This is a genomic window from Microbacterium phyllosphaerae, assembly GCF_017876435.1.
Classification (GTDB): domain Bacteria; phylum Actinomycetota; class Actinomycetes; order Actinomycetales; family Microbacteriaceae; genus Microbacterium; species Microbacterium phyllosphaerae.
Genome location: NZ_JAGIOA010000001.1, coordinates 1,859,532 through 1,876,224, shown reverse-complemented (window position 1 = coordinate 1,876,224; position 16,693 = coordinate 1,859,532). Strand labels below are relative to the sequence as shown.

Annotated in this window: 13 protein-coding genes; 7 read left to right on the top strand and 6 right to left on the bottom strand. The window is 69.3% G+C overall.

The window, feature by feature from the left end; all coding sequences use genetic code 11:
• Positions 1-13 precede the first annotated feature (13 nt).
• Positions 14-1,357, top strand: coding sequence for a phosphotransferase (locus tag JOF42_RS08710; protein WP_245340760.1), 1,344 nt, complete (start codon positions 14-16; stop codon positions 1,355-1,357).
• On the opposite strand, the gene JOF42_RS08705 is transcribed toward JOF42_RS08710, so the two are convergent.
• Together JOF42_RS08705 and JOF42_RS08700 are read right to left on the bottom strand one after the other, a co-directional pair.
• Entirely contained in the window at positions 1,303-4,746 is a 3,444-nt protein-coding gene (locus JOF42_RS08705) for an ATP-dependent DNA helicase (RefSeq protein WP_210097503.1), read from the bottom strand. The genes JOF42_RS08710 and JOF42_RS08705 overlap by 55 nt on opposite strands.
• Positions 4,743-7,973, bottom strand: a complete 3,231-nt coding sequence (locus JOF42_RS08700) for an ATP-dependent helicase (protein ID WP_210097502.1) — start codon at positions 7,971-7,973, stop codon at positions 4,743-4,745. Before JOF42_RS08700 ends, JOF42_RS08705 begins: the two co-directional genes overlap by 4 nt.
• Positions 7,974-8,157: 184 nt before the next feature.
• Here JOF42_RS08700 and JOF42_RS18205 point away from each other — a divergent pair, with 184 nt between their 5' ends.
• Both JOF42_RS18205 and JOF42_RS08690 read left to right on the top strand, forming a co-directional pair.
• Positions 8,158-8,382 carry a DUF3107 domain-containing protein gene (locus tag JOF42_RS18205; protein ID WP_210097501.1) on the top strand — a complete coding sequence of 75 codons (225 nt, stop codon included), beginning with the start codon at positions 8,158-8,160 and terminating at the stop codon, positions 8,380-8,382.
• Positions 8,383-8,389: 7 nt separating this feature from the next.
• Positions 8,390-8,677 carry a hypothetical protein gene (locus JOF42_RS08690; RefSeq protein ID WP_210097500.1) on the top strand — a complete coding sequence of 96 codons (288 nt, stop codon included), beginning with the start codon at positions 8,390-8,392 and terminating at the stop codon, positions 8,675-8,677.
• A 33-nt stretch (positions 8,678-8,710) separates the two neighbouring features.
• On the opposite strand, the gene JOF42_RS08685 is transcribed toward JOF42_RS08690, so the two are convergent.
• Positions 8,711-9,424 (bottom strand): ferritin-like fold-containing protein, encoded by a 714-nt coding sequence (locus JOF42_RS08685; RefSeq protein ID WP_210097499.1) that lies wholly within the window; start codon positions 9,422-9,424, stop codon positions 8,711-8,713.
• A 168-nt stretch (positions 9,425-9,592) separates the two neighbouring features.
• On the opposite strand from JOF42_RS08685, the gene JOF42_RS08680 reads away from it, so the two are divergent.
• Positions 9,593-11,116, top strand: a complete 1,524-nt coding sequence (locus JOF42_RS08680; RefSeq protein WP_210097498.1) for a DEAD/DEAH box helicase — start codon at positions 9,593-9,595, stop codon at positions 11,114-11,116.
• A gap of 94 nt (positions 11,117-11,210) precedes the next feature.
• On the opposite strand, the gene JOF42_RS08675 is transcribed toward JOF42_RS08680, so the two are convergent.
• Positions 11,211-12,086 (bottom strand): PHP domain-containing protein, encoded by an 876-nt coding sequence (locus JOF42_RS08675; protein WP_210097497.1) that lies wholly within the window; start codon positions 12,084-12,086, stop codon positions 11,211-11,213.
• Between the two features lie 87 nt (positions 12,087-12,173).
• Here JOF42_RS08675 and JOF42_RS08670 point away from each other — a divergent pair, with 87 nt between their 5' ends.
• The 3 genes from JOF42_RS08670 to JOF42_RS08660 are packed head-to-tail and all read left to right on the top strand — an operon-like array spanning position 12,174 to position 15,558.
• Positions 12,174-13,196 carry an endonuclease/exonuclease/phosphatase family protein gene (locus JOF42_RS08670; RefSeq protein WP_210097496.1) on the top strand — a complete coding sequence of 341 codons (1,023 nt, stop codon included), beginning with the start codon at positions 12,174-12,176 and terminating at the stop codon, positions 13,194-13,196.
• A 37-nt stretch (positions 13,197-13,233) separates the two neighbouring features.
• On the top strand, positions 13,234-14,655 hold the full coding sequence (locus JOF42_RS08665; protein ID WP_210097495.1) for an aminopeptidase P family protein: 1,422 nt from the start codon (positions 13,234-13,236) through the stop codon (positions 14,653-14,655).
• Positions 14,656-14,664: 9 nt separating this feature from the next.
• Positions 14,665-15,558, top strand: a complete 894-nt coding sequence (locus tag JOF42_RS08660) for an aminoglycoside phosphotransferase family protein (protein WP_210097494.1) — start codon at positions 14,665-14,667, stop codon at positions 15,556-15,558.
• Positions 15,559-15,561: 3 nt separating this feature from the next.
• Here JOF42_RS08660 and JOF42_RS08655 read toward each other — a convergent pair whose 3' ends face one another.
• Together JOF42_RS08655 and JOF42_RS08650 are read right to left on the bottom strand one after the other, a co-directional pair.
• A complete protein-coding gene (locus tag JOF42_RS08655) occupies positions 15,562-15,957 on the bottom strand; it encodes a VOC family protein (protein ID WP_210099137.1) in 396 nt (131 codons plus the stop codon).
• The gene (locus JOF42_RS08650; RefSeq protein WP_210097493.1) at positions 15,954-16,691 is read right to left on the bottom strand and encodes a metallophosphoesterase family protein; all 738 of its coding nucleotides are present in this window, start codon (positions 16,689-16,691) and stop codon (positions 15,954-15,956) included. The genes JOF42_RS08655 and JOF42_RS08650 overlap by 4 nt, the downstream gene beginning before the upstream one ends.
• Positions 16,692-16,693: the final 2 nt, after the last annotated feature.

Here is a 16,693-nt window from a genome sequence, read left to right as displayed (position 1 = left end):
CTACCCTGGGGGTATGGGACGCTCTCCATTCACTCTAGCCGCGGCGGTGACTGCCGCACTGCCCGGCGCGGAGGTGACCGGAGCCCGCACACTCAGCGCGGACGGCGACGGACGCTTCGACTCCGCGGTGGCCACACTCGCAGACGGACGCGAGCTCGCGATCCGCGTCGCCGACGACGACGAGTCCGCCCGCGAGCTCGCCGGCGAAGCCCTCGCGCTGCGTGCTCTGACGGCCGGCGCACGAGCGATGCTCCCGTTCCAGGCGCCCGAGTACATCGGCGAGACCCGTCTCGCCGATGCCCGCGCCCTCGTGACCGACCTGCTTCCGGGTTTCCAGATCGAGGCGGCGATGGTTCCTGCGGGGCGCGGCGCCGCCGAGTCGATGGGAACCGCCATCGCGGCCGTGCACGCTCTCCCCACCTCGGTGGTGCGCGGTGCCGGGCTGACCACGCGCTCCGCACTGGAGAGTCGCGACGAACTGGCCCGTCTCGTCGACGCTGCCGCGTCGACCGGGCGTGTACCCGCCCGACTCACGGTGCGCTGGCGCGAAGCCGTCGCCGATGACGAGCTGTGGCGGTTCGAATCCACCGTCGTGCTCGGCGGAGTGCAGTCGACCTCCTTCCTCTTCCACGACGACCCCGAACGCGGGCCTGAGGTGACCGGCCTCATCGGGTGGCATTCGCTGGCCGTCGGCGACCCTGCCGTCGACCTGTCGTGGCTCTCTGCAGCCCCGGATGCGGCAGACGACGTGCACGCCGCCTACGCGCGGTCCGCCGACCGTGTTCCCGACCCCGCGCTCGAGGTGCGGGCACGGCTGCTCGCCGAGCTCGAGTTCGCACGCTGGCTGGTGCACGGAGACTCGCTGCGTCGCACCGACATCGTCGATGATGCGTCGGCCCTGCTCGAAGCCCTCGCCGAGGGACTGCACGAGGATGCGCTCGGAATGATCGCGTCCCGCACTGACGGCGTCGACTCCGCCCTGGATGCCCTCGATCGCGTGCCCGCGAGCGCCTCGCCCGGTGCCGACACGTCGATGCAGACCGACGCGTACAACCCGAACGAGCTGTGGCGTGACGATGACGCCGATGACGACGCCACCGGCGACCTCACCGACGGTGCAGCGGAGGCCGCGCGACGCCTCCAGGTGGGCGGCCTCGAGACGGAGGATCTCTCAGCCGTGCGGTCATCGACGTCCGACGACCGCACGCCGGAGGGGCGTTCGACCGACGAGATGTCGACCGGCGCTCACACCCACGCAGGCGATGGCGACCCTGACGGCGACGGTTCGCCGGAAGACGAGGCTCAGCGGGCGGCGCGGGCCGCGCTCCAGCGCTGGAAGAGCTCCGACTCGGTGTAGAGACGGTCGCCGCGGATGATCAGGTCGTCAGCGACGTAGTACAGCGCGACGTCGATCTCGTCGAGCGGCACTCCGAATCGTCGATGGTAGGCGAGACGGTAGAGGGCGAGCTGCAGCATGCGCTCTTCACGCTCCTGCGGCGTGCGCGGGGCCTTGCCGGTCTTCCAGTCGACGATCTCGATGCGTCCGCCTCGGTCTTCTCGTCGATAGACGGCGTCGAGCTTGCAGATCACGATGTGAGCGTCGCCCGAGCGGTCGGCTCCCCCGAGAGCGAAGTCGATCTCGATCTCGACGGCGATGGGTTTCAGTGCACCCCACTCGCTGCGTTCGAAGATCTGCTGCAGGCCGGCGAGGTCCGCCGCGTCGACAGGTGACACCTCAGTCCCATGATCGACGTCGAACGCGGAATCCTCCTCGTCGATCTCCCACAGCCCCTCGTCGACCCGACGCCCGACGCCGACGATCTCACTGCGTCGCTCGACCCACGCGTGGAACAGGGTGCCCAGACGTGTCTGTCGATAGGGACGTTCGGGCATCGGCCGCACGATGGACGAGAGCGTGCCGCCGAAGTCGGTGACGTAGTCCTTGAAACGCGAGGCGGGGACGCGGGTCGGCGGTGGCGCATCGGTGCCACGCGCGCGTGCGGCGCGCTCGGCGAGAAGACGCGTCAGCTCGGGAGATGCCACAGGTTCGGCCTCGGCCGCCTCACGGACGGTCGATGCTGCGGCCTCGACGGATGGTCGGCGAGCGCCGAGCGGGTCGAGGGGCCACGTCATGGTCGCTCCGGGGCCGTCATAGGGATTCTCGTCGGGATCGACCTCGTCGATCGGACGAAGACCGAGTGCCTCGATCGCCTCGATCAGGAACGGACTCGGAGCCTTCGGCTGCTTCTGACCGGCCCAGTGGGCACCGGTCAGCAGCAGGTCCGTGCGCGCGCGGGTGACGGCGACGTACGCGAGCCGTCTCTCCTCCTCCTGCTGGTAGGCCCGGTAGGAGTCCTTGAACACGGTGAGCGCGCCGGGCGCGGTCTTGCTCCTGCTGGTGAGCGAGGCGATTCCCGCTTTCAGCCGCTTCGCCGGGTCGAGCTCCTCCTCCGACGGCGGGATCCAGCTGAACGTCGGCAACGCCGCGCTGTCTCCGCGCAGCGCGAACGGCAACACCCCGAATCCGAACCAGCCGGCCGTGTCCGTCGGTCGCGACGGCAGCTCGCCCTCGACCATCCGCACCACCGCGACGGCATCCCATTCGAGACCTTTGGAGCCGTGGATCGTCAGCAACTGCACGACTCCGGGCTCGGGCGGCTCGGGACGAGGAACCAGCTCGTCGGTGGTCTCGGCCTTGTCGAGCCACGCGAGCAGGCTCGAGATCGTGCCTCGTTCATCGGCGGCGAGGAACGTGCGCACCTCGTCGGTGAAGGCGCGCAGCTGCGTCGACGCGATCCGCGCGGGACCGCGGGTCTCGTTCGCGGCGAGCTCGATGTCGAGGCGCAGTTCCAACTCGATGAGGCGCAGCAGATCGGGGAGCGGCAGAGACGACGCACGACGGAGCCGCTCGAGCATCTCTCCCGCCGCGCGGATGCGAGATCTGCCCTCGGGCGTGATCCCCGCGAGCAGGCGATAGTCGTCGCTGAGCCCTCGGAGCACGTCGACGGCATCGATGATCGACAGCGCCTCATCGGCACCCCGCGACGCGCGGACACGCTGGCGAAGCTCATCGTCGAGGGGCAGCAACCCGCTGTCGCGACGAGAGAGCTCGGCGGCGAGACCCTGCAGCGCCGCCATGTCGGCGACCCCGACGGCGAATCGAGGGCCCACCAGGAGCCGGATCAGCGCAGAGCCCGCCGTCGGATCATGCAGCACACGCAGCGTGGAGACGACGTCGACCACCTCGGGCGTCGACAGCAGACCACCGAGTCCGAGGATGCGGTGCGGGATCCCTCGCGCCGCCAGGGCCGCTGCGAACGTCTGCATGTGCCGCTTGGAGCGGAAGAGCACGGCCCCAGTGTGAGGCTTGGCACCTTCACCGTGAGCGGCACGACGGGCGGCGAACCACTCGGCGACCTCGTGCGCCTCGTCATCGACCGTGAGCGGGAAGCGCACGTCGACGGCCCCGGCGCCCGCGCCCGGGCGGGCTTCGAGAGGCGGTACGTCCAATCCCGGTCTGCGCAGCGGACCGAGCACGCGATTGGCGACGTCGAGGATGCTCCGGTCGTTGCGCCAGCTCGTCATCAGGCTGTAGTGGGCGACGCTCGCCTTCTCGGCGAAGGTGCGACCGAACGCGTGCAGGTTGTCGGCGCTGGCGCCGCGCCAACCGTAGATGGACTGGTGCGGGTCGCCGACAGCCATCACGGCGGAGTCGCGGAACAATCGCGCGAGGAACTGGGTCTGGATCACCGACGTGTCCTGATACTCGTCGAGGAGCACCACACGGTGCTGCAGCCGCAGCTCGTCGCGCACGTCGGACGAGGACTCGACGATGTCGTATGCACCGCTGACCTGGTCGGCGAAGTCGAGGACACCGCGCCGTTCCTTCTCTGCGATGTACTCCCTGACGAGCTCCGACAGCGCGGGAAGAGCTCGGAGATTGGCCTCTGCCGTCGCGACGTCGGAATTGCTCCGGTACGGTTCGAACGCCTCGGCCTGGCGCAGTGCGATCCGGTCCGCGCGCGAGAGATCTGCGCGATGGTCGAGCGAATCGCCGGCGAGCCGCTGGACGGCGTCGACGACACCTGCCACCGACCGCTCGATCTCCTCCAGTTCGGGCAGGTCGGAGCGAAGCACGATGTCACGAGCGAGCATCCATGCCGCTGCCTGACTCAGCATCGCCACATCGGATTCGCGCCCGATGCGTGCCGCGTGCTCGCGCACGATGCCGTCGGCGAACGCGTTGTAGGTCGACACCTTGGGCCTGATCAGCAGGTCCTCGACCGCGGGCGGCATGATTCCCGCCGCGGTGCCGAATCGAGAGGCGAGCTCATCGAGCACCTGGGAGCGCACGAGCTCCTGCTGGCGACCCGGCGCTGCCCTCGAGACCCGGTCGAGCATGCCCGACGACACGATCTCGGGCAGATGAGGCAGCAGTCCCCGGCGGCCGTACTCGTCGATGAGTGCGAGACGGGTTCCGATGCGCTCGGCGAGCTCGCCCGCGGCCTTTCGAGTGAAGGTGAGCCCGAGGATCTCATCGCGTCGCACATGTCCGTTGGCGACGAGCCAGACCACGCGGCCGGACATCGTCTCGGTCTTGCCACTCCCGGCCCCGGCGACCACGAGCGCCGGAGAAGGAGGCGCTTCGATGACACGCTGCTGTGCCTCGGTGGGCGCCGGGAGGCCCAGTGCCGTGGCGACGTCGAGTGCCGACACCCCGTTGCCTGCTCCGGCCCACGCGCTCACGCGCTCACCGCCGCGACCGTGTGGATGCGGCAAGGCTGGACTCGCCACTGCGTGTCGGCGCAGTGCGCCTCGACGTGGGCGGTGAAGCTCGACGCGGACATGCCGCGAGCGGCATCCGCGACCCGTGAGAGGAACTGCACCCTCTCGTCGCCCGCGAGCGTGTGTTGGTGAGCGACCCGGAAATCGCTGTTCGCCAGGGTCTTCGCCACGAGGACCAGCCTCGCCCCTGCGAGCGCCGCCGGGTCGGCTCCGTCGATCAGACCCTCCTGGACCGCCACCTGGTACGCGGCGAGCTGCGCGTGATCGGCGACCTTCTGCTCGCTCTCCGGCTCGTACTTGCCGGTCTTCAGATCGACGACGACGACGCGCTCCCTCTCAGGATCCGCCATTCTCGTCCATTTCTGCCCTCGCGCCTTGGCATGCTCCCCGCCGCCCGCCGTATAGGCCTCTACCCTGTCGATGAACCCGTGGATGATCGCCTGCTGCGGGTGCGCCTCCGACTCGTCGAGCGCCGCGCGCACCGCCGGCACTCCCGCGTCGTCCGCGGGGATCTCGACGGCGAAGCGGAACTCGACCTCACCGGCGATCACGCGGCCGCCCTCCGTCGCCACGTCGGCGAGGTAGCTGTGGAGTCGATCGATGTAGAGGTCGGCGCGACGGCGCTCCTTCCGCCCGATCCAGGCCGTCTCGAAGTCGAGCTCGGGCCAGTGCTCGACGAGCACGGCGCGGAGTCGGTCGAGCTCGCCGTCCGGCACCTGTTCCATCGCCTCGTGGATGATCGTTCCTATCCCCGCCGACGGGGGCATGACGGTGTCGCCACCCAGCGCCGACACGGCCCAGTTCAGCTCGCACTCCTCGAAGGACTCCATGCGCGAGGGCGATACCCGGGCGGCCTCGACGGTGAGGTCGTGCAGGGGTGCATCGGTGGTCGGCGCCGTCACTCCGTACCAGTCGGAGGGGTCGGCTCCGGGAACGCCTTCGCGCGCGAGCACGGCCAGCTGCGCGGCGGCGTGCTCTCGCGCAGGCGCAGAGGTCGATGTGGTGAGCACACGGCGGTGGCGGGCGACGAGCCCGCGCAGGGTGAGCGGATGCTCTGCCGATGCATGCATCTCGGGAGGGTCGGGCAGCGGCAGGAAGGCGAAGAACGGACTCGGGGTCATGTCGTCGTCATCGACCGCCGTGATGAGGAGTCTTCTCCGCGCCCGCGAGATCGCTCGCACGAAGAGGCGCAGTTCGTCGTGAAGTGCGGCCCGGCGTCGATCGAGCACATCCGGGGTCTGCTCGTCGGTTCCGGTACGGGCTGCGAGCAGGGCGTCCGCAAGACGCCAGGTCTGCAGCATCCCGCCGCGCAGGCGCACGTTGGGCCAGATCCCGTCCTGCACCCCCGCCACCACGACGGCGTCGAACTCGGCTCCGAGTGCGGTCGCAGGCGTCAGGAGCGTGACTCTCCCCGGTCGATCCGGGCTCGACAGGGAATCTTCAGGGACCTCGCTGTCGAGGATGTCTCTCACGAAGACGTCGGGCTTCTCGTTCGGGGTGCGCTCGACGAACCGCTTCGCCGCGGCGAACAGCGACACGAGAGCGTCGAGCGCCCTGGCCGTCTCCGCGCCGCTGGACTGCTGCGACATCTCGCGCCACGCGACCTGCAGCTTGCGCCCGTCGACGGCTCGCGCCTGATCCCACACGCGCCACAGAAGGTCGTGGATCGTCTCGCCCGCGTCGGCCGCGTCGGCCACCTCGGCGACCGCGTGCGCGAAGCGAGTGGCGGTGCGGGATTCCTGCGCGTCGATCAATGTGAAGTGGTCGGGAGACGTCAGCGCCTGCCGAAGCAGCTCCCGCGCCGGGGTCGAACCGCCGTTCGCGAGCTCGATGTGGCGGAGTCGGGCGCGGAGTCTCCTCAGGCCGATCGCGTCCATTCCCCCGAAGGGCGTGCGGAGCGCTTCCTCCCATTCCTGAGGAGTGCGAACCTCCGGCGCGGTGAGCGCGAGGCGCACGATGCCGACGATGTCGCGCACGATCGGCTCGGTGCCGAGGGGGCGCTGCACGCCCGCTGCTCTGGTCGGTATCTCACGCGCCGCGAGCTCCGCCTCGAGCTGGGTCACCTGGCGGGTGTCGTGGGCGATGACGGCCATGCGTTCCCAGGGGATGTCGCGGGTGAGATGCCACTCGCGCATGACTCCGGCGATGCGATCCAGCTCCTCGTGCGGAGACGGCGCGATGAATGTGCTGACCACCGCGGGTGCGCCGAGCTCATCCGCCTCGACGGGCACCGGTGCACGTCGGTGTTCGACACGACCGGACACGCCGATCGCCTGGGTGACCGTGCGGGTCAGCGCGGTGAGGGCGCGGGCCTGGCGATGCGGCTCGTCGAGTACGTGCACCTCTCCCAGCTCGGCTGCGAGCTGCGCGAACAACTCGGGGCTCGCGCCACGGAACGCGCCCGAAGAGATGTCGGGATCGCCGAACGCGTGCACCGCGACGCCTCTCGACCGCAGCGCCCGCACCACGGCGACGCCACCTCTGGTCAGCTCCTGGGCGTCGTCGATCAGGACCACGTCGAGGGAGGCCAGCGGACCGAGGGCCGCCGCATCCGCCGTCTGCAGGATCGCGGATGCCTCGGCGAGCAGATCGGCGGCGTCGCGATGCGAGGCGCGCGCCTGGTCGAGCACAGCACGGTACTCGACGAGGAAGTCCGCAGTCGCGGACCATGCCGGGTCGCCGGCTGCACGCAGTTCGTCCGGCTGTGCGCCGAGCTCGACGCACTCTGCGAGAAACGCTCTGAGTTCGGATCGGAACCCCTTGGAGGCGCGGACCGAGGGGCTCAGCGCCTCGGGCCAGACGATGCGCTCGTCTTCGACATCGCCGGCGAGGAGTTCGGCGATCAGACGGTCCTGATCGGCTCCGGTGAGCAGCGCCGGCGGCTCGGACCCGGCGCGCACCATGGCTCCGCGTACGACCTGGAACGCGAAGGATCCGAGCGACCTCGCCAGCGGACCGGGCGTGGCCTGCCCGATGCGGACGCCGATCCGGTCTCGCAGCGCTGTCGCCGCGCCGCGGCTCGGTGTGAGCACGAGAAGCTCTTCAGGACGCAGCCCCTCGGTATCGAGCAGATGCACGACGCGTTCGGTGAGGGTGCGGGTCTTGCCCGTTCCCGGGGCGCCGATGATGACACCGGATGCCGTCGCGTCAGCGCCGATCACGGCTCTCTGCGCGGCATCCTCTGTCATGCTCTCCACGCTACTGCGGCCCGCGGACATCCCCGTCCGCGCCGGTCTCCGTCGCTGTGCGCTCACGGCGAAACAGGGCCGTCGGCCGATCCCGACGCGCCGCCGCCCGGTAGAGTTGGGCACAGTCGTCGACCCCCGTGGTCGACTCGACCACAGCATCGTCGACTGGAAAACAGGAGTACGCGTGGAAATCCGCATCGGCATCATCAACACCGGCCGCGAGCTCAGCTTCGAGACCGCATCGAGCGCGGACGAGGTCCGCACGCAGGTCTCGACCGCTCTGGAGCAGAACACCTCGCACCTGAGCTTCGCCGACGTGAAGGGCAACTCGTACCTCGTCCCCACCGCGAACCTCGCCTACATCGAGCTGGGCACCGAGGAGTCACGTCGCGTCGGCTTCTTCGCCTGACACGACGATGTACATCCTTCTCGCACTCATCGGGGCGTGCGTGCTCGGCATCGCCGCCCACTTCATGATCGATGGCCGAGAACTGCGCGGAGTCGCACTGACCCCCGCCATCGCGACGGCTGTGGCCGCTGCCGTCTACACCGGCCTGCAGTGGCTGGGCGTGGGTGAAGACAGCCTCTGGCTGTGGCTCGCGAGCGTGCTCGGCTCGGTCGTGGTGGCCGCAGCGTTGACGATCGCGATCGTCGCTTGGCGTAGGCGTTCTGATGCCGCTGCCAAGGTCGCACTCGGCATCTGACCTCGAACGGCTGCGGGCGAGGACGGTCTCGGACTAGGAGGCCAGCCCCATCGCATCCATGCGACGCGCGTGGGCACCCATGAGCTCGGTGTAGACGAGCTCGACGCGGTCTTCACTCATCGCGGCGAGCTCGGGCTGGCGCAGAGCCGACCGGCACACCAGGATGGTGTCGCCGACCAGGCGTCGGGCCCACATCGAGAGCAGCGAGCGCCATTCCCCGTCGCCGTCGATCGTCTCCTGGATGATCGCGACGATCTCATGGCGGGCGTCGTCCTCACTGAGGATCTCCGCGACGCGTTCGCCGGTCTCGCCGTAGCTCGACGCGAGCGCGAAGTAGAAGTCGTCGAGCATCCCGGCCGTGATGTAGACGGCCAGCAGCGTCTCGCGCGGGCGTGCACCGATCGTCTTGCGACGGAAGGCGTCGAGGTTCTCCCTGAACGGCAGCATGAGCTGCGTGGGATCGTCACCGCGCTCCGCGATCAGATCGACGATCGCCCTGTGCTTCGTCAACGCTGCGCCGGCCGCGCGCGACAACGACTCCTTCTCGGACAGCTCGGGGGTCGCCCGGATCAGGCGCGTGAGCGTCTCGAAGTACCCGAGCTGCAGGTAAGCCGCCTGGCCGAGGAATCTGTTGAGTTCCGGAGCGAGCTCGGCGAAGTCGACGCGCGTCGACGCGCCCTGATCACCACGGCTGCGCAACGTCAGTGTGCGCCGGGGCGTCCTACGCTTCCAGAACCAGTTCACCACGGGGTTCACAATACTCGGGCGACGCGTCTCTTCCGGGCGCCACCACCCCCTCGGGTAGGCTTATGCTGTCCCCGCCGTCGGAGCGGGGCCCGCGCCTGTGGCACATGAGACGGCGTGGATCCGTGAAACATGGCGATCCTCGCAGGTCGCCGGACAGGCATCTGAACATTGACTACCTTCGCTGATCTCGGAATCGATCAGGACATCGTCGACGCACTGGCCTCCAAGGGCATCGTCGACGCCTTCCCGATCCAGGAGCAGACCATCCCCCTCGGCCTTCCCGGCCAGGACATCATCGGCCAGGCCAAGACCGGAACCGGTAAGACCTTCGGCTTCGGCATCCCCGTCGTGCAGCGACTGGGCCTGAACCCGGAGCACGGCGTCAAGGCACTGATCGTCGTCCCCACGCGCGAACTCGCGGTGCAGGTGTACGAAGACATCGATCTGCTGACGAGCAACCGCTCGACCAGCGTCGTCGCGATCTACGGCGGCAAGGCCTACGAGGGTCAGATCGACCAGCTCAAGGCCGGAGCGCAGATCGTCGTCGGCACGCCCGGGCGTCTCATCGACCTCGCGGGCCAGCGTCTGCTCGACCTCTCGAACGCGACCGAGGTCGTACTCGACGAGGCCGACAAGATGCTCGACCTCGGCTTCCTCGCCGACATCGAGAAGATCTTCCAGAAGGTGCCCGCCGTGCGGCACACGCAGCTCTTCTCGGCGACCATGCCCGGCCCGATCGTCGCCCTGGCGCGCCGATTCATGTCGAACCCGATCCACATCCGTGCGAGCGACCCCGATGAGGGCCTCACGCAGGCCAACATCAAGCACCTCGTCTACCGCGCCCACTCGCTCGACAAGGACGAGATCATCGCGCGCATCCTGCAGGCCGAGGGCCGCGGCAAGACCGTGATCTTCACCCGCACCAAGCGTGCTGCGCAGCGCCTCGTCGACGAGCTCGGCGACCGCGGATTCAACGTCGGTGGAGTCCACGGTGACATGGGACAGGACCAGCGCGAGCGCTCGATGGCCGCGTTCAAGGCGGGCAAGCGCGATGTGCTCGTCGCGACCGACGTCGCCGCCCGAGGCATCGACGTCGATGACGTCACGCACGTGATCAACCACACCATTCCCGACGAGGACAAGACGTACCTGCACCGCGCCGGCCGCACGGGTCGCGCGGGCAAGACCGGCATCGCCGTGACGTTCGTCGACTGGGAAGACCTCCACAAGTGGGCTCTCATCAACCGCGCCCTCGAGTTCGGACAGCCCGAGCCCGTCGAGACCTACTCGTCGAGCCCGCACCTGTTCGAGGACCTCGACATCCCCGCCGGCACCAAGGGCCGCCTCGTCTCGGCACCGAAGACGCAGTCGGTGAAGACCGAGCGCGCGCCTCGTCCGGAGCGCGCAGCGGATGCCGCCGCCGAGGGGACCGACGAGGGCGGCACCCGTCGTCGGCGTCGCCGCCGCGGAGGCTCGAACCCGGTGGGTTCGACGTTCGCAGAGGGCGCGACGGACTCGGCGTCCGGCGATTCGCAGTCCGCTCCGTCCGGTGACCGCAGCGCCGAGGGCGCAGGCACGCACGACGGCGCGGGCAAGGAGCACCACGACGGCAAGCCCGCACCGGCACGCCGTCGCCGTCGCCGCCGCGGCGGCTCGGGTGGCGCAGGAGCCGCTCCGGTCGTCGGAGCCTGACAGACCTCGATCCGATCGATGGCAGAGGGGCGGATGCCACACGGCATCCGCCCCTCTGTCATCCCCCCCCTAGACCTCGGCCCCGCCGTCTCGTTCAGGCGTAGCGCGGTGCCGTGCCCGTCGCCCGCTCGATTAGTCTGGCCACCATGTCGTCGGAGGTCGTGTTCTCCCCCGGCAGGTTGGGCTTGCCCGTGCCGTGGTAGTCGCTCGAGCCGGTGACGATCAGATCGTGCTTTGCGACGATCGCACGCAGCGTCTTCTTGCCTGACTCGGTGTTCTCGCGATGGTCGATTTCGAATCCGCCGAGGCCCGCGGCGATCAGCCTCTCGATGAACGGCACCGGCATCATCCGGTCGCGTCCGACCGTGACAGGGTGCGCGATGATCGCCACTCCCCCGGCATCCGTGATGAGACGAACGGCTGTGAGCGGGTCGGGTGCGTAGTGGGGCTCGTAGTATCCCTCACGCGGGTGCAGGATGCCGTCGAAGGCCTCGGTGCGATCTCTGACGATCCCTCGGGCGACCAGCGCATCCGCGATGTGCGGGCGCCCGACGGTCGCGTCCAGGGTCGTCTGGGCGATGACGTCGTCCCAACTGAGGTCGTAGTCGCGTCCGATGCTGCGGACGATCCGCTCCGCCCGTCCGATCCGATCACCGCGGATGCGGTCGGTCTCAGCCCTGAGTGCCGTGTCGAGCGGGTCGAAGAGGTAGCCGAGCACGTGCACGCTGCGCCACTCATGCTTGGCCGAGAGCTCCATGCCGGGGATGAACGTCATTCCGAGCTCGGCTGTGGTCGCCGCCGCTTCGTCCCATCCGGTCGTCCGATCGTGATCGGTCAGCGCCATCGTGCGCACCCCGAACCTCTGCGCCTGACGCACGACCTCTGCGGGAGACTCCGTGCCGTCGGACTGGTTGGAGTGCATGTGCAGGTCGGCGGGACCGGCGAAGCGAGGTGAACGAGCGGTGGCCATCCTCTGAGCGTACCGACGCCGGCGGGCGCCGGAGGCGCGGCCCGTCGAGGCAGGGACTTCACAGAGACGCCTTCTAGGCTGGATGGGATGTTTCGACTACTGGGGATCCTCATCACGGTGCTGTTCGCGATCGCGACGGCTGTCGTGGTGTGGCCGCAGTTCTTCCATCTCGAGCAGACCTACCCGTTCGCGCAGGTCGTCGCTGCACGTGGCGCCGTGCTGGCCGCCTTCCTCGTGGTGGCGGTACTCGCGCTGCTCCTTCTCCTCGCCAAGCCGCTGCGAGGATTCGCCGCGTCGGTCCTGATCGTCGCGCTGCTCGGAGCAGGTGCCACCGGCGTCATCGGATTCCAGCGCGGGTTCGGATCGGACACGCTGCCCGCGGCGACGGACTCGAGCATCCGCGTGCTCACCTGGAACACAGCCGGTGATGAGGTCTCGGCAGACGAGATCGCCGGCCAGATCCTCGACCAGGGCGCCGACATCGTCGCGCTGCCCGAGACGACCGAGGAGGTCGGCGAGCAGATCGCGGTGCTGCTGCGTGAACAGGGGCATCCGATGTGGGTGCACCACGTGCAGTTCAAACCCGACGTCGTCGACGGACCGAAGTCCTGGCACACGACCGTCCTCGTCTCCCCCGATCTCGGCGAGTACGCGGTGATCGAGTCGTCTGAGGATGGCACCAGCAACACCGGATCGGTGCCGAGCGCCGTGATCATGCCGGTGAGCGGTGACGGACCCACCATCGTCGCTGTGCACGCCGTCGCCCCGCGCATGGAGGACATGGCGCAGTGGCAGAGCGATCTGCGCTGGATCGCCGATCAGTGCCCTGAGGGCAACTTCATCCTCGCGGGCGACTTCAACGCGACGATCGACCACATGGCCGGTCTCGGAGTCGAGGGGGGCGACATGGGGTACTGCCGTGACGCGGCGAGTCGATCGGGCAACGGCTACAGCGGCACCTGGCCGAGCTCGCTCCCCGCTCTGCTCAGCACGCCGATCGACCACGTCATGGCATCGCCCAGCTGGACTGCCACGGGATCCGTCGTGATCGACGATGCCGGCGGGAGCGATCACCGGGGCCTCGTGGTGCAGCTCGAGCCCGCGGGCTGACATCACGCAGCCGACCCGCAGGTGACAGACTGGTGGGATGAGCACCGCAGAACGCGACACGATCGCCGAGCCCAGCACCGAGGCCCCCGCCGAGACGACCACCACGAACCGGAAGCAGCCCTTCCCCCGCGGATTCCTCGACACGATCTCGACCGGCTGGGCCGAACGCCCCGAGTCCATCCCGGCGCCGCGTGCACAGGCCGCGTTCGCCGCCGTCCGTCGCTCTGCCGTGTCGGCAGCCTTCCCGGGCAAGCGCCTCGTCATCCCCGCGGGCTCGCTCAAGCAGCGCAGCAACGACACCGACTATCCCTACCGCGCTCACTCCGCGTTCGCGCACCTCACCGGATGGGCCGCGGACTCCGAGCCCGACTCGATCCTCGTGTTCGAACCGACCGACGGCGGACACGACGTCACGCTGTACTTCCGCGAGCGCGCCGACCGCACGACGACCGAGTTCTACGCGGACGCGACCGTCGGCGAGTTCTGGATCGGTCCTCGCCCGTCGCTCGCCGGTGTGGCAGCCGACCTCGCCGTGGCGACCGAGCACCTCGACCGCTTCACGGCGGTCGAGGGTGAGCTCGTGCTCGAGGAGGACGACGACCTGACCCGTTTCGTCTCGGAGCTGCGCCTGGTCAAGGACGAGTTCGAGATCGCCGAGATGCGCCGTGCGGTCGACATCACCGCGCAGGGCTTCGAAGACGTGATCCGCTCACTCCCCGAGGCGATCGCCCACGCCCGTGGCGAGCGGGTCGTCGAGGGTGTCTTCCACCGCCGCGCCCGCGAGGACGGCAACGGCGAGGGCTACGACACGATCGCCGCCTCTGGCCCCCATGCCTGCTACCTGCACTGGACCCGCAACGACGGCACGGTCGTCCCCGGCGACCTGATCCTCGTGGATGCGGGTGTCGAGGCCGACAGCCTCTACACCGCCGACATCACCCGCACTCTGCCGGTCTCCGGCACCTTCACCGAGGTCCAGCGCCGCGTCTACGAGACCGTCCGCGAGGCAGCGGATGCCGCTTTCGCCGCCGCCCGCGTCGGCGTGCGCTTCCGCGAGGTGCACGAGGCGGCCATGCGTGTGATCGCCGCCCAGGTCGCCGAGTGGGGCCTGCTCCCCGTGACCGCGCAGGAGGCACTCGACGCGGATGCCGGCGGACAGCACCGCCGCTACATGGTGCACGGCACCTCGCACCACCTCGGCATCGACGTCCACGACTGCGCTCAGGCCCGTCGCGAGATGTACTACGACGGCATCCTCGCCCCGGGCATGGTCTTCACGATCGAGCCCGGACTGTACTTCCAGATCGACGACCTCACCGTCCCCGCCGAGTACCGCGGTATCGGTGTGCGCATCGAGGACGACATCCTGATGACGGAGGAGGGCCCGGTCAACCTGTCGGCGGAGATCCCCCGCACCGCGGACGAGGTCGAAGCCTGGATCGCGCGAGTGCAGGGCTGACCTCGCTGCATGCATGAGGGCGAGTTCGGGCTCACCGATGACACCGCTGCGCGACTGATCGCCCGGCGGTTCCCGGAGCTCGCCCTCATGCCGTTGCGGCGCGTCCGCACGGCGGGGACGGTGAACACCATCTTCCGCATCGGCGACGATCTGGCGGCGCGGTTCCCGCTCACCGGGGAGACCGAAGCGGCATTGCACAGCGAAGCCGCCGCGATGACGGAGTTCGCCGCGGTGTGCCCGGTGGCATCGCCCCGACCTGTCGGCATCGGCCCGTCGACGTCGGAGTATCCGTCGGCGTGGTCGGTGCAGACCTGGGTGCCGGGCATGACCGCGAGCCACGACGGCCACGCGGCATCCGAGTCCTTGGCGTCCGACGTCGGCGATGTGATCGCTTCTCTCCGGGCCGCGGATGTCCGCGGGCGTGTGTTCGACGGCCACGGTCGCGGCGGCGTCCTCGCCGACCACGACGAGTGGGTCGAGCTCTGCATCGACAGGAGCGGCCACCTGCTCGATGCTCCTCGAGTCCGTCGTCTCTGGAATACGCTGCGGGGGCTCCCCTCGTCCGGCCCCGAGCTCATGAGCCACCGTGACCTCACGCCGGTCAACCTCCTGGTCTCGGACGATCGCCTGGCGGGGGTCCTCGACGGTGGCGGCTTCGGCCCCGCGGATCGTGCGCTCGACCTCGTCGCGGCCTGGCACCTGTTCGACGCACCACGTCGCCGTATCATCCGTGACCGGCTGGGCTCCGGCGACGTCGAGTGGATGCGGGGTGCGGCCTGGGCCCTGCAGCAAGCGATGGGACTGGGCTGGTACTACGAGGAGTCGAACCCCGCGATGAGCGACCTGGGGCTCTCCACTATGCGGCGGCTGCTCGATGACCCTGAGCTCTCATCGCTCGGCTGACGCCTATGCGGGCTGCTCCGCGACGATCTCGACCTTGAACCCCTGCGCGTTCTGCACCCAACCGGCGTAGTGGTCCGGTCCGCCGGCGTGCGGGTACCGCTCCTGGTAGAGCGGATGCCATCCGTGCGCGTCCGCGTCCGCCAGCAGGGAATCGACCTCGGCGCGCGTCCCACCCCAGAACGCGAGATGGTTGACGCCGGCGCGACGCCGATCGTGTGCGGTGGCTGACAGATTCGGCGAGGTCGTGAGCGTCACGTACGCGCTCCCCGCCTCCCATGTGCGACCGTCCGCCCACTCGCCCGTGAGCTCGAGACCCAGCCGCGGGAGCAGCCAGCCCCAGCTGTCCACGGCCTCGTCGAGATCGGCCACCCAGATCTCGACGTGGTGGAGCCCTTTCACCACTGCCGTCCTCGGTAGACGGCGGTGCGGAGCTCGATCGACCAGACGTCGGTGGTCGGCATGTCGAGCGACTGGGCGACAGCGATCTCGGCCTCGACGTCGTACGGCACACGGACGAACTGGATGCCGAACGGATCGTCGGCCGATTCCCCGCCCTCGAGGATCACGTACGACGGCACGGGCGTGTCGAGCGGGTTCCCGACGCTGCCGACGTTGAACAGCGTGCGTCCGTCATTCGATTCGATGTAGGCATCGTGGATGTCGGCGTATCCCACGACGTCGGGCAGCGGGCCGTCTCCGGTCATCTCGGTCGCCTCGAACATCGCGGAGAACTGCTCGGGCGTGTGGTGGAAGTGCACTCGGACGTGCGGGCTCTGCGCCGACGCGTGGAACAGCCGGATCCGGCGACCACTGAGTATCAGATCGGCACTGAGGGGAAGCGCCGCGAGCCACTCCCTGCTCGACGGCGACAGCTCGTCGCGCCACCAGAGCATCTCAGCGGGTCCGTCGTCGGGGATCGTGGGAAGGAAGTCGTCCCAGTTGCCACGGACGTTCACCTCGCACACCGCACGGCAGCGCCGCACCGCATCCTCGCCTCGCGGACCCTTGCCCGCGGTGTCGCCGAGGTTGACGATACGCGTGATCCCCCGGCGCCCGATGTCGGCGAGCACCGCCTCGAGGGCGGTCAGGTTGCCGTGCACATCCGAGATCAGGGCGATTCGATCGAGACTCACCC